The 13343-nt window shown below is 73.5% G+C and carries 12 protein-coding genes; 4 read left to right on the top strand and 8 right to left on the bottom strand.

Annotation, left to right across the window (positions count from 1 at the left end):
• The first annotated feature begins 113 nt into the window (after positions 1-113).
• The gene (locus ACPZVR_RS00585; RefSeq protein WP_436697620.1) at positions 114-1133 is read left to right on the top strand and encodes an ATP-binding cassette domain-containing protein; all 1020 of its coding nucleotides are present in this window, start codon (positions 114-116) and stop codon (positions 1131-1133) included.
• Complete coding sequence (locus ACPZVR_RS00580; protein WP_436697619.1) at positions 1130-1894, top strand: ABC transporter permease; 765 nt, start codon at positions 1130-1132, stop codon at positions 1892-1894. The genes ACPZVR_RS00585 and ACPZVR_RS00580 overlap by 4 nt, the downstream gene beginning before the upstream one ends.
• A gap of 83 nt (positions 1895-1977) precedes the next feature.
• On the opposite strand, the gene ACPZVR_RS00575 is transcribed toward ACPZVR_RS00580, so the two are convergent.
• Complete coding sequence (locus ACPZVR_RS00575; RefSeq protein ID WP_436697618.1) at positions 1978-4140, bottom strand: MMPL family transporter; 2163 nt, start codon at positions 4138-4140, stop codon at positions 1978-1980.
• Positions 4141-4264: 124 nt separating this feature from the next.
• On the opposite strand from ACPZVR_RS00575, the gene ACPZVR_RS00570 reads away from it, so the two are divergent.
• Complete coding sequence (locus tag ACPZVR_RS00570) at positions 4265-5026, top strand: TetR/AcrR family transcriptional regulator (RefSeq protein ID WP_436697617.1); 762 nt, start codon at positions 4265-4267, stop codon at positions 5024-5026.
• Between the two features lie 64 nt (positions 5027-5090).
• On the opposite strand, the gene ACPZVR_RS00565 is transcribed toward ACPZVR_RS00570, so the two are convergent.
• The 3 genes from ACPZVR_RS00565 to ACPZVR_RS00555 form a co-directional block, all read right to left on the bottom strand.
• The gene (locus ACPZVR_RS00565; protein ID WP_436697616.1) at positions 5091-5783 is read right to left on the bottom strand and encodes an NAD-dependent deacylase; all 693 of its coding nucleotides are present in this window, start codon (positions 5781-5783) and stop codon (positions 5091-5093) included.
• A 34-nt stretch (positions 5784-5817) separates the two neighbouring features.
• Positions 5818-6903, bottom strand: a complete 1086-nt coding sequence (locus ACPZVR_RS00560; RefSeq protein ID WP_436697615.1) for a glycosyltransferase — start codon at positions 6901-6903, stop codon at positions 5818-5820.
• A gap of 81 nt (positions 6904-6984) precedes the next feature.
• Positions 6985-8139: a BclA C-terminal domain-containing protein gene (locus ACPZVR_RS00555; RefSeq protein WP_436697614.1), complete on the bottom strand. Its 1155-nt coding sequence runs from the start codon at positions 8137-8139 to the stop codon at positions 6985-6987.
• Positions 8140-8386: 247 nt separating this feature from the next.
• Between ACPZVR_RS00555 and ACPZVR_RS00550 the strand changes: the two genes are divergently transcribed.
• Positions 8387-8974, top strand: a complete 588-nt coding sequence (locus tag ACPZVR_RS00550) for a tetratricopeptide repeat protein (RefSeq protein ID WP_436697613.1) — start codon at positions 8387-8389, stop codon at positions 8972-8974.
• A 19-nt stretch (positions 8975-8993) separates the two neighbouring features.
• Here the strand turns inward: ACPZVR_RS00550 and mftF are convergent, their stop codons facing one another.
• From mftF to mftD, 4 genes are all read right to left on the bottom strand, one after another.
• Positions 8994-10451: a mycofactocin biosynthesis glycosyltransferase MftF gene (mftF, locus tag ACPZVR_RS00545; RefSeq protein WP_436697612.1), complete on the bottom strand. Its 1458-nt coding sequence runs from the start codon at positions 10449-10451 to the stop codon at positions 8994-8996.
• A complete protein-coding gene (locus ACPZVR_RS00540) occupies positions 10448-11230 on the bottom strand; it encodes a mycofactocin-coupled SDR family oxidoreductase (RefSeq protein WP_436697611.1) in 783 nt (260 codons plus the stop codon). The genes mftF and ACPZVR_RS00540 overlap by 4 nt, the downstream gene beginning before the upstream one ends.
• A gap of 179 nt (positions 11231-11409) precedes the next feature.
• Positions 11410-12099 (bottom strand): mycofactocin biosynthesis peptidyl-dipeptidase MftE, encoded by a 690-nt coding sequence (mftE, locus tag ACPZVR_RS00535; protein WP_436697610.1) that lies wholly within the window; start codon positions 12097-12099, stop codon positions 11410-11412.
• A 2-nt stretch (positions 12100-12101) separates the two neighbouring features.
• On the bottom strand, positions 12102-13343 hold the full coding sequence (mftD, locus tag ACPZVR_RS00530; RefSeq protein WP_436697609.1) for a pre-mycofactocin synthase MftD: 1242 nt from the start codon (positions 13341-13343) through the stop codon (positions 12102-12104).

Below are 13343 nucleotides of genomic sequence, written 5' to 3'. Positions count from 1 at the left end.
TTGCGATGAATGTCGGCGGCTGGTGCTGTCGTACCTCGGGGACGCCGTTTGACAGGTGGGTGTTCAAGTTTGAATACTCACCTGTTCAACCTTGACTACGAGGGGATTCGAAGATGATCCGTGCACGAGGACTCGTGCAGACCTTCCACAGCGGACAGGGCAAGCAGAAGAAGGAGGTCCACGCCGTGCGAGGCGTCGACCTCGACGTCGAGGAGGGCGAGGTCGTCGGCTTCCTCGGGCCCAACGGCGCCGGCAAGACCACGACCCTGCGGATGCTGACCACGCTGCTCAAGCCGACCGCCGGCACCGCGAGCGTGGCCGGCTTCGACGTCGCGACCCAGGCGGTCGACGTACGCCGCAGCATCGGCTACTGCTCCCAGGTCGGCTCGACCTTCTCCGGCGCCTACGCCGGCGACGAGGTCGTCGACCACGGCATGCTCTACGGGATGTCGAAGAAGGAGGCCGTGGCCAAGGGCCAGGAGCTCTTCGACAAGCTGCAGCTCGACGGGCTGTGGCGGCGGATGCCGAAGAACATGTCCGGCGGCCAGAAGCGGCGCCTCGACATCGCGATGGCGCTCATCCACTCGCCGTCGCTGGTGTTCCTCGACGAGCCGACCACCGGCCTGGACCCCCAGGCGCGGATCAACCTGTGGCACCACATCTCCGACCTGCGGGCCAAGGAGGGGGCGACGGTCTTCCTGACCACCCACTACCTCGACGAGGCCGACGCGCTCGCCGACCGGATCGTCATCATCGACAAGGGCGAGATCGTCGCCAGCGACACCGCCGACAACCTCAAGGCCGCTGTCGCCGGCGACCTGGTCGACCTCGAGGTCGCCACCGACGAGGAGGTGACGATCGCCCGCGACAAGCTGGCCTCGATCAGCGCCGACGTCGAGGTCGAGGGCCACCACGTCCGCGGTCGGGTCGCCCGTGCGGGCAAGGCGGTGCCCGGCCTGCTGCGCGACCTGGAGATCTCGGGCGTCGGGCTCGAGTCGATCGAGGTCGTGCGCCCCACCCTCGACGACGTCTTCCTCACCCTCACCGGGCGCTCGCTGCGCGACGCCGAGGCCGCCGCCGAGGCGACGGACAGTCCCGACGCCGACGTACTCACCGAAGGAGCCCCCGCGTGACCGCCCCGTCGAACACCTTCTTCCGGGAGTCCTGGATCGTCTTCAACCGCCAGCTGCGGATGAACCTGCGCAATCCCGCCTGGGTGATCATCGGCATGCTGCAGCCGGTCCTCTACCTGCTGCTCTTCGGTCCCCTGCTCGAGCCGGTCATCGCCCAGCTCGGCGGCAACAAGTACACCTGGTTCGTGCCGGGCATGCTCGTCCAGCTCGGCATCTTCGGCGCCTTCTTCGCCGGCTTCTCCCTCATCGGCGAGTGGCGCGAGGGCGTCATCGAGGCCGAGCGGGTCACTCCCGCCCACCGCTCGGCGCTGTTGTTCGGCCGTCTCTACCGCGACCTGCTGCAGCTCTTCGTCCAGGCGGTCATCCTGGTCGTCCTCGGCCTGGTCATGGGCATGGACGCCTCGTTCGGCGGCATCGTCGTCGGCGTGGTCCTCACCCTGATGCTCGGTGGCGCCTGCGCCGCGGCGTCCAACGCCCTGGCGCTGACGACCAAGAGCGAGGACGTGATGGCGCCGGTCATCAACCTCATCATGATGCCCGTGCTGCTCCTCAGCGGCATCCTGCTCCCGATGAGCTTCGGCGCCGGCTGGCTCGAGCGGCTCAGCGACTTCATGCCGATCCGCCACATCGTCGACGCCGTCCGCGCCGCGTTCTTCGGCGACTTCGACAGCTCGATGCTGTGGGGCGTCGGCTGGACCGCGGTGCTCTTCGCTCTCGCCGTGTGGTGGGGCACCTCGGTGTTCAAGAAGGAGAACGCCTGATCCTCGGCCGCACGTCGTCCGCCCCGCCACCGGTCGGGCGGACGACGTACGACCGGTCCGGCTCAGCCTGGATCCACGCTGGCTCAGACCAGCACCCGGTCCTGCGGCGCCTCCGGGGCGCCCGGCGCGGCGGCCGGCCCCTCACGGAATCCGTAGCGCTCCCACCACCGGGCGAGCGGGGCGGGCGCCCACCAGTTCCAGCGACCGAGGAGCTTCATCGTCGCCGGCACGAGGAGCGCCCGGACCACCGTGGCGTCGACCAGGATCGCGACCAGCATGCCGATGCCGAGCATCTTCATGAACACGACCCCGCTGAGACTGAAGGCGCCGATCACGACGGCCAGCAGCAACGCGGCGCTGGTGATGATGCGACCGGTCTTCTGGACGCCGGTCTCCACAGCGAGGTCGTTGTCACCGGTCGCGTCCCACTGCTCGCGGATGCGCGACAGCAAGAAGACCTCGTAGTCCATCGACAGGCCGAACAGGACCGCGAGCATCACGATCGGGTTGGTCAGGTCGAGGAAGCCCTGCGGCGTGAAGCCCAGCAGGTCCGCGAGATGACCGTCGCTGAAGATCCACGTCACGACACCGAACGACGCCGTGATCGACAGCGCGTTCATCAACACCGCCTTGACCGGCAGCACCACCGAGCCGAAGGCCAGGAAGAGCAGCACCAGCATCACACCGACCACGATCAGGCCCATCAGCGGCAGGTGGTCGCCGACCGAGCCCGCCAGGTCGACCGTGTCGGCGGTCAGGCCGCCGACGAGTGCCTCCGCGTCGCCCGGGGCATCCACCGCCCGCAGATCGCGCACGACCTGCTGGGAGTGGTCGGTCTGGCTGTTGCCCTCCCACGCCGCGCGCAGCAGCGTGGTCCCGCCCTCCGTCGCCACCGGTCGGACGTCGACGACGCCGTCGACCTCCGCCAGTGCCTGCGTGTACGACGCCACGCCGGCCTCGTCGGCACCCTCCACGAGGATGTTCGCGGTCGAGCGCTCCGGCCCGAAGTCGCTGTTGAGCCGCTCCGACGCCTGGTGCGACGGGGTGTCCGCCGGCAGCACCCGGTAGTCGACGCTGCCCCAGTTCACGCCCAGGAACGGCGACGCGACCACCAGGAGCACCGCGACGACCGCGGTCGCGACGACCACCGGCCGGCGCATCACGGCCCGGGCCAGCCGGGCCCAGGCGCCGTGGTCGGTCTCGACGGGCGTGGACCGCTGGAGGAACGGGATCCGCCACGCGTCGATCCGCGTGCCCAGCAGCGCCAGCACGGCGGGCAGGAGGGTCAGTGCGGCCACCATCGCGATGAGCACCGCCGCGATGCCGCCGTACCCGATCGACTTGAGGAAGGTCTGCGGGAACACCAGCAGCGAGCTCATCGCCGCCGCGACGGTCAGTGCGGAGAAGGCGACGGTGCGCCCCGCGGTCGCCATGGTCCGGGTGACCGCGCCGCGGGCGTCGTCCGGATCGCGCGCGATCTCCTCCCGGAAGCGCGACACGACGAAGAGGGCGTAGTCGATCGCCAGGCCGAGCCCGAGGAGGGTGATGATGTTGGGCGCGAAGATCGACACGTCGACGAGCTCGTTGAGTCCCGCGATCGTGGCCCGCGCGCCGAGCACCGCGACGAGACCGACGAGGACGGGCATCAGGGCCGCGACCACGCTGCGGAAGATGATGAGCGACAAGATGAGGACGATCGGCATCGACACGATCTCCGCCCGGAGGAGGTCGGACTTCGTCTCCTCGTTGACGTCGGTGTAGACGGCGTAGGGCCCGGCGAACGCCGTCTCGAGCGCGCTGTCCTCGACCTCGGGGCGCATCCGGTCGAAGGAGTCGATGAAGTCGTTCTGGCTCTCACCGGCGAGCGACACGTAGACCGCCGTGGCGTGCCCGTCCTTGCTCACCATGGCGGGGTCCTGGACGTCGTACCAGGTCTGGACCGCGACCACGCTGTCCTCGGGGATGGCGGCCAGGGTCCGCTCCACCTCCTCCCGGAACGCGGGGGCGGCGGCCTCCTCGTCGTCGCTGGAGAAGATCACCACGGCATCGATCGAGCGGTTGCCGAAGGTCTCACGCTCGAGTGCGAGCTCCCGGGCCGACTCGGTGCCGGGGTCCTCGAAGCCGCCGGCCGAGAGCTTGTCCTCGAGGCCGATCCCGGCGATCCCGGCGAGCGCCGTGATCCCGAGGCCGACCAGCAGGACCGCCACCGCCCGGCGTACGAGCAGGCCGCCCCATCGCTCCATCATCTGTCGAACCTCCCGGCCTTGGTGAACTCATGTCAGTTTGGTGAACACCGTTAACGGTAAACGGTGTAAACTGCAGTCGTCAAGCGTTCACGCAGGTGCACGCCCATCGATCTCGAGGAGTCCCGTGGCCCATCTCCGTGCGCCCGTCACCCGCCGCGAACGTCAGCGCGAGGCGACGTACGACGAGATCGTCACCGTCTCCGCGGACCTGCTCGCCGAGGGAGCAGACCTGTCCCTGAGGGCGGTGGCCGCCCGGATGGGGATGACGGCGCCGGCGCTGTATCGCTACGTCAGCAACTACCAGGAGCTGGTCGACCTGGTGGCCTTCGAGCTCGACAAGGCGGCGACGGCCGCCTGGGCGCAGGCGGCGTCCCGGTTCCCGGAGGAGGACCCGGCCGCCCGGCTCGTCGTGGCCTGCGCGCGCTTCCGGCAGTGGGCGCTGACCAAGCCGCGGGAGTTCGCACTGATCTTCGCCAACCCGATCGCCGAGGCCGACACCGAGCGCCGGGACCTGCTCACGCTCGCCACCTCCGGCCACTACTTCACCGACCTGATGTGGCGGATCTGGGAGCTCTACCAGTTCCCCTACCCCGCCCTCGACGACCTGGACCCGGTCATCCGCGACGCCGTCCTCGATCCGCTCATCCCCGCGAAGTCCGACCACATCCCGCCCGAGGACCGCGGCCTGCTGTGGATCTACATGCGGGCCTGGTCCGCGCTCTACGGCGTCGTCACCCTTGAGTCCACCGGCCACTGCGACCCCCGGGTGATCGAGTCGGGGCAGCTCTTCCGCGCCACCATCCTCGACTGGCTCGAGCCGCTGGGCCTCCAGCACGAGCGGGGCCGGCTCACCGCGATCCTCGACGAGGAGCTGGCCCGCCCCTGACCGACCCGGCGCATCTGAACGTCTCAGCGACGCCGACCCGGCGCGTTCAAACCCGCCGGGTCGGTCAGGACCAGAGCACCTCGCGCGCCCACACCGGCACGAGGTCGCCGGCCCGGCCCTGCCGGGACTCGTGGAAGAAGTGGCTGCCCTCACTGGGCTCGAGGTTGAGCTCGAGGGTGCGCGCACCATGGCGGCGGGCGTGCTGGACGAAGCCGGCGGCGGGGTACACCGCGCCGGACGTGCCGACGGAGACGAAGAGGCTGGCCTCCGCGAGCGCGTCGGCGATCCGGTCCATCTCGTAGGGCACCTCGCCGAACCACACCACGTCCGGGCGCAGGTCGTGGGCACCGCAGCCCGGGCAGGCGGGCTCGTCGCGGAGGGTGCCGCGCCAGGGCGAGGTCACGCCGCAGGAGCGGCAGCGCGCCTTGAGCAGCTCGCCGTGCATGTGGACGACATGGCGCGACCCGGCACGCTCGTGGAGGTCGTCGATGTTCTGGGTGACGACGAGCAGGCCGCTGCCGAGAGTCTCCTCGAGCTCGGCCAGCGCGCGGTGCGCCGGGTTCGGCTCGACGCTCGCCAGCGCCGCGCGGCGCTCGTCGTAGAAGCGCTGCACCAGCGCGCGGTCGCGCTCGAAGCCCTCCGGTGTCGCGACGTCCTCGACGTGATGGCCCTCCCACAGCCCGTCGGCATCGCGGAAGGTCGGGACTCCGCTCTCGGCGGAGATGCCGGCACCGGTCAGGACGACGATCTGAGGCACGACCGGAGGCTACCCGCCCACCGGGTGACGACGGTCACCCGGCCAGTCCCTGCTCGCACCAGGTGACGTTGGCGCGCAGCCGCTCGTCGTCCGGCCGGGCGGCGAGGGCGCGGCGCGCGGCGGCCAGGCCCTCGTCGTACCTTCCGGTCCAGTACGCGCTGACGGCGACCTCGTCCCAGGCCCGCCAGGCATAGGTCTCGGTGTCGACGAAGAGCCCTTCGCCGCCCGGCTGGGGCAGGGCCGCGGCGGTGCGCGCGTAGAGCAGGGCGATCTCGTAGCGCTCGCGGGAGCGCTCCAGCCGGGCCGCCTCGACGAGCGGCTCGGCGCGCCAGGGGCAGTGCTGGTATGCCGCCAGGTGGGCGTCGATCACCGCGGCGGCCGGCTCGCCGAGCCGCTCGCGCAGCCGGGCCGCCTGGAAGAGCGCCTGCCAGCGCTCCTGGTCCCACCCGGCCGGGTTGGCGGCCCGGACCGCATAGGCCGCCAGTGCCCGCTCGAGCTCCCCGGCGTCGCGCCAGGACTGGGCGAGGTAGAACTGCAGACGCGGGTCGTCGGGGTCGTCGCGCAGAGCGCGCTCGATCAGCCCGGCGTCCTTGCGGTAGGTGTCGGGATCGCCGGCCCGGGCCCCGTCGTGGCTGACGAGGACCGTGGGCGCGGCCAGGGAGCCGAGGCTCGCGCCGGGCAGGTCGAGGTACTCGTGGATCGGGCCCCTCCACCGCCACGGCGCGGCGAGGCGGACCAGGCACAGACGGGCGTAGCGCGTCGCGTCATACGCGACCTGCAGGTGATAGCCGTCGGCGGCGAGGTCGGGGCGCCGCGGCGGGATGCCGCGCAGCTGCTCGTCGGCGTCGATCCACAGGGCGTAGTCGTCGGGTCCGCGGTGCGGAGAGAGCCGGGCGAGGTCGAGCACCTCCTGCCGGTTCTGGCCGAAGTCGACCCAGGGCCGCTCGACGAGCTCGCCGGGGAGGTCGCGCAACGCCTCGCGGACGAGCTCCTGGGTCCCGTCACTCGACCCGGTGTCGGCGACGACCCACCAGTCGACGAACGGCCGCACGCTGTCCAGGCAGCGCCGGATCACGGGCGCCTCGTCCTTGACGATCATCATCAGGCCGATGCCGGGCATGCCTCGCGGCTCCCTTCGTGGACGGGCACCGGGGCGGGCCGCCGTACGACGGCCCGCCCCGGCGCGGAGTGGTCGGTCCGGTCAGCCGACCCGGACGACCGACAGACGGGCGCCGACGCCGCCCTCGAGCACGGCGGTGCCGATCAGTCCGTACAGCTGCAGTGCGAGATTGTCCCCCGCGGCCAACGGCAGCGTGGCCGACCCGGTCCAGGTGTTCGTCGATACCGCGGCCTGGTCGTCCAGCAGCGGCGACGGCACCCCGTTGACGGTCACCCGGGAGTTCATCAGGAGTCCGGCAGTGGTCTGGATCGCGTAGGAGACCTGGTAGATGCCTGCCTCGGCGACGGTGAACACGTTGTCGGTGCCGTTCGACGTGACGCCCAGGGTCGCGCCCGCCGTCCGGAGGGAGACGGGCGTGCCGCCGAGCAGGACGGCGATGGTGTCACCGTCGGTGTTGGCGAAGGAGCCGTACGCCGGAGCCACACCGGCGCCGGGGGCGCCCGTGGCACCCGTCGCGCCGGTGGCGCCGTCCGCACCGGTCGCACCGGTCGCGCCCGTCGGGCCGGTCGGACCGGTCGGGCCGGTGGCGCCGTCGACGCCCGCGGCACCGGTCGCGCCGTCGACACCGTCGGTGCCGTCGAGGCCGTCGAGGCCGTCGGCGCCGGTCGCGCCCGTGGCACCCGTCGCGCCGGTGGGTCCGGTCGGGCCGGTCGCGCCGATGGCGCCGGTCGCGCCGGTGGCACCGGTCGCGCCGTCGACACCGTCGGTGCCGTCGAGGCCGTCGGCGCCCGTCGCACCGGTGATGCCCGTCGCGCCGGTGGCACCCGTCGCGCCGGTCGCGCCGGTCGCACCGTCCGCGCCGGCGATCCCGGCCGCACCCGTGGCGCCCGTGGCACCCGTGGCACCGGTCGCGCCCGTCGCGCCGTCGACGCCGTCCGCCCCGTCAGCGCCGTCCGCGCCGCGGGCACCGGGCACGCCCTGCGGCCCGGCCGGCCCGCGCTCGCCGCCCTTGGTGACCTTGCCGATCCGCCAGCGGATCACCCGCTCGCCGGGCCGGCACTGCCGATCGGCGCCGTCGACCAGCCAGCGGCCGTTCTTCATGACCAGGCGCAGCGCGCCGGTCTCCTGGTCGTAGCAGCCGATCACCTGCCGCAGCTTCGCCTTGCCGGCGGCGTCCGCCGCGTCGGCGGCGGAGGCCGGGATGTGGGGGAACAGGGTCGCAGCCGTCGTGGCCATGACGGACACGGAGTACAGCCCTGCCTGGCGCCATCTCTTGTTCATCGACATCGATCTTCCTCGGGGGCGCGGGCCCGCAGCGAGGCCCTGGGGGGAGCGGCACGGCGGAACGCCGGAACCGAGCGGCCCCATCGGCAGCCCGCGGGCCGGACTGAGACATTCGCCGGCGGATCTTTCTCAGAAGGGCACCCCTGCCGGCCGATGAGGTGATCACCGCGTCCCCGCTCGCAGCCCTGGAAGGTCACCCGTGCTCTCGATCCCCCGCCGTCATCGCCGCCTCGCCTCCGCCCTGACCGCGCTGGCGCTCGCCGGCACCCTCCTCCTCGGCGGATGCGGCGGCGGGGAGGACGAATCCGCCGCCGGACGGCCGGCAGCGGCGACGTCGACCGCGGCCGCGACGGACACCTTGATCGCCACGGGGCTGGACCGGATCGCCGCCGGCGACGTCGACGGTGCGCGCAAGGCGTTCGGGGGCGTCCTCGCCCTCGACCCGGAGAACGCCTACGCGCATTACAACCTCGGCTATCTCGCCCAGGACGACGGCGACGTGGCCGGGGCGATCGAGGAGTACAACGAGGCGCTCACCAGCGACCCGGAGTTCGCGCCCGCCCTCTACAACCTCGCCCTCCTCACCGAGTCGGCGGATCTCGCGACGGCGGTCGACCTCTACCGCCGGGTGCTCGAGGTCAAGCCGGACGACGCCGCCACGCACATGCGCCTCGGCTTCGCGCTGCACCACCTGGGCCGCAAGGACGAGGCCGCGACCCTGCTCGCGAAGGGCATCGAGCTCGACCCGGCGATGAAGGACGTGCCGGCCCCGTCGTACGCCGGGTGAGCGCGCGTCCGCGGCCGGGTCAGCCGCGCCCGGACCAGCCGCGCCCGGTCCAGCGGATCGCCAGGCAGCGGAGGCTGCGGCGGCGCAGCGCACCCCACCACAGCCCCGCACCGTAGGCGAGGTCGTCGAGACGGCGCGCGACCAGCGCCGTGACCGGATCGATCCCCGGCCGCTCCCGCAGGAACACGGCGAGGTCGACGGCGACCGCGGTGAGGACCGCCCGCCGCGCGGCGGGGCTGCGGGTCGCGGCGACGGTGGCGACCGGCCACCAGTGCCGGAGCAGGAGCGCGGACTCCTGACGGACCCCCCACCCCAGTCCGCGCAGCGCGAGGCGGGTCGCGACGGCCGTGGTGTCCTCTCCGTCGGGCAGACGGCGGCGCACCGAGCGCGTCGTCAGAGCGACCACCGCACCGGCCACCGGGACGGACCACCAGCGGCGCTGGAGGACCGCGGCGGCGCCCAGCGCGACCGGCAGGGAGAGGGCCGCGGGCGCCACCTTGGCGCCGTGACGCGCGGCGAGGTCGGCGCCCCCGGTGCCGTAGACGAACTTGCGGCCCAGCCAGGTCCGCACACTCGGCCGGACGTCGTGCTGGGCCACGACCGTCGGGTCGTAGCGGACGACGTGCCCGGCGTCGGCGAGCCGCCACACGAGGTCGACGTCCTCCGCGACGCGCCAGGTGTCCTCGAACCCGCCGACGCCGACCGGGCCGCCGGGACGGAGGACCGCGGTGCGACCGACCAGGCAGGCCGAGGGCAACCAGCCGACCGCGGCGCCCGGGAGGACCCGCCCCCCGACCCGACCGAGGTCGAGGGAGGAGGCGGCGACGTCGTACCGCTCGTACCACCGGAGCCGGCGGCCGTGCGCCGCGGCGGCCACCCGCCCGACGACCCGCGGGCCGACGAGCGCGACCTGCGGATCCGCGCAGTGGCGGGCGAGATCGAGGAGCGCGCTCGCGTCGACCTCGACGTCGGAGTCGACCAGGGCGACGAGCGGCGTGCGGACCTCCGCGAGTCCGGCGTTGCGGGCGCCGGCCGGACCCCGGTTGCGGGAGAGCGCCACCAACCGGGCGCCGCGGCGGCGGGCGACGCGGGCGACGGAGGCGGGGTCGTGGGACGCGTCGTCGACCACGACGACCGGCAACGGCACGAGGGCGGCCAGGCAGCGGTCCAGCTGCGCGGCCCGATCGCGGACGGGTACGACGACGGTGAGGTCGGCGTGCGGCACCGTGAGCTCGTCGAGCACCGGGTCCGCGAGGTTGCCGTCGAGGAGGCGTCGGGCGAGCGTGGCGGTCGCCGGACCGTCGACGGTGAGCCGACCGCCGGCCAGCAGCCGGCGGGCCCGGGCCGCGAGGCGCACCGCCCGCACGGGTGAGCCGCCGACCAGGAGCCGGCCCCGGTCGGCCACCGCGAGGTCGGCGCGGAGGCGGATGACGAACCCGTCGGGCAGCGCGGCGGGGTCGGCCGCCGCGGTGGTCATGGCGCGAACCCGCCGTCGGCGTGCACCACCGAGCCGTTGACGACCCCGCCCTCGGCCGAGCAGCAGAAGACGACGGCCGCGGCGACCTCGGCGGGGTCGAGGACGCGCCGGACCAGCTGGTTCTCGGCGAAGCCCTCGACGTCGGGCAGCCCGTAGAGCGTGGCGGTCGCGTCGAGCATCGGCGTCCGCGTGGACCCGGGCGAGACCGCGCAGGCCGTGACGCCGGTGCCGACCAGGTCGGCCGCCAGGCCCTTCACCAGGCCGACGACGGCGTGCTTGGCGACGGTGTAGGCGGCGAGGTGGTGGAGTCCGTGGGCACCCGCCGCGGACGCGATCGCCACGAAGCGACAGCCCGACGGGTCGGGGCCGGCCAGCATGGCCGGGACGGCGACGGCGGCGGTGTTCCACACCCCGCGCACGTCGACGTCCCAGAGCAGGTCGAGGTCGGCGGGCGGGGTCTCCCACAGCGGCCGGCCGCCGGCGATGACCGCGGCCGCGGCCACGACCGCGTCGAGCCGGCCCCAGCGGGTGATCGCGAGGTCGACGGCCGCGGCGAGCGCCGCGCGATCCCGGACGTCGGCGACGTGGCCGATGACCTGGCCGGTGGACTCGTCCGCACCGGCCGCGACCACGGCGTCCAGGTCCGCTCGGGTCGCGAACGGCGGTCCGGCGCACCCGTCGACGGCGACCACCCGGTCGCCGCGGGCCACGAGCGCGCGCACCGTCGCCGCACCGATGCCGCGGGCGGCGCCCGTGACGAGCACGACCCGGGCGCTCATCGCGAGACGATCGATTCCGAGGTCGCGCACGCTCCGCGGCGCTCTCCACGCGCGCTGGCGGCGTCACCGACGCTCGACGTGCGCCCGCGATGCCCTCGCATCGAGGCCTGAACGACATGGCCTCGGTCATCGCCCGCGTCGAGCGCCGCTCGCTGGCACGATCCCTCGGAGTCGATCATCTAGGCGCCGTTCACGAAGCGCACCACGTCACCGACCATCGCGGCCAGCACCGCGGCGCCCTCCTCCGCGCTGGCGCCGGCCGGGTCGCCGAGCACCCCGTTGGGGGAGACCGCCTTGACGCCGCCCGCGACCATCGCGGGGAGCAGCTCCTCGAGCGGATCGGTGTTGCCGGCCTCGGCGCGATCGAGGCGCACGTGCCAGGGCGCGAGGTGCAGCATGAGCGACGTCTCGGTCCGCCCGGCGTGCAGGTCGACGTCCTCGGTCGCGCACGGCACCCACCCGACGTCGTGTCCCTCCGCGGTCAGCTGGCGTACGGCGCCCCGCAGCGCCGCCCCGTTGCCGCCGTGGGCGTTGACCAGGACCACGCGGCGGGCCCAGGTGCGCATCGAGCGGGTCAGCTCCACCACCACCTGGTGCAGGACCTCGGTGCCGATCGAGCTGGTGCCGGGGAAGTCCTGGTGCTCGCCGCTGGAGCCGTAGGCCAGGGCCGGCGCCACCAGGACGTCGAGGTCGCGCAGGGTCAGGCGCCGCGCGGCCTCGGTGGCCACGGCGGTGGCGATCACCGTGTCGGTGTCGAGCGGCAGGTGCGGCCCGTGCTGCTCGATCGAGCCCACCGGCACGAGGACGGTCGCCGCGACCGGGACCGCGGGCGAGGCGACGGCGGCCAGCGTCCGGAGCGCGCGGGCCATCGTCAGCGCCCTACGGCCGTCGGCTCGGGCACGCCGAGCGCGCGGTCGAAGCCGTCGGGGATGAGGAGGTGCTCGGGGCGCAGGTCGGCGGTCGACGACAGCGCGAGTCCGCGCAGCGCGGAGTCGATGCCGCCCGACAGCACGTCGAGGACGTTCTCGACGCCCGCCTGGCCGTTGGCGGCCAGGCCCCAGAGGTACGCTCGGCCGATCAGCACCGCCTTGGCGCCGAGGGCGAGCGCCTTGACCACGTCGGAGCCGCGGCGCACACCGCCGTCCATGACCACGTCGACCTGGTCGCCGACCGCCGCGGCGATGGGACGGACCATGCGGATCGCGGCCGGCGTGCCGTCGAGGTTGTTGCCGCCGTGGTTGGAGACCGAGAGGCCGGCCACCCCGGCGTCGACCGCGCGGAGGGCGTCGTCGACGCGGCACACGCCCTTGAGCACGAACGGGGTGCCGCTGATCTGCGCCCACGTCTCGCGCATCCACGCGACGTCCTCCCAGGAGGGCGGCGGTGTCGTCATCCACTCGTAGTAGGCCCCGAAGAACGTCGGCGCCGCGCCGCCCGGGGGCGCGAGGTTGGGCGCCGTCAGGTCCGGGAGCCTCCCCGTCTCGCGGAACTGCTGTCCGAACTGCCACAGCCAGCGGCCCTTGGTCGCCACCTTGGGGGCCAGCCGGATCATCGCCTTGAGGTCGACCTTCTCGGGGATCTCCGGGCTCCCCCAGTCGCGGCCCATCGAGAACGACCAGTCCAGCGTGGCGATCAGGCCCTGCACGCCAGCGTCGTGGGCCCGGGTCATCCGCTGGACCATGGTGTCGCGGTCGCCGGTCCAGTACATCTGGAAGAAGGTCGTCGCCCCGGTCGCGGTGACCTCCTCGACCGACTTCGACGCGAAGTTGGACAGGCCCATGATCGTGCCGCGGGCGGCCGCCGCGCGGGCCACGGCGACCTCGCCGTCGGGGTGGACGGCCTGGACGCCGGTCGGGGAGATGATCACCGGCGACCCGATCGTGTGCCCGAACACCGTGGTCGCCTGCGAGCGCTCGGGGAGCTGGCCCACGACGTGCGGCGCGAGGCCGAGCTCGGCGAAGGCGGCCTGGTTGTCGGTCACGGACTGGCCGCGCTCGGATCCGGCGACGAGCGCGCCGTACACGGGCTGCGGCAGGCGCCTGCGGGCGCGCTCCTGGGCGACCGCGACGGACTCGAACCAGGGGTTCTGCTTCCAGGGGTTCTCGAGCTTCAT

It is taken from the genome of Nocardioides segetis (assembly GCF_051390595.1).
Taxonomy (GTDB): domain Bacteria; phylum Actinomycetota; class Actinomycetes; order Propionibacteriales; family Nocardioidaceae; genus Nocardioides.
Note: the sequence above shows the minus strand (reverse complement) of the source record. Positions and strands in the feature narration are given on the sequence as shown.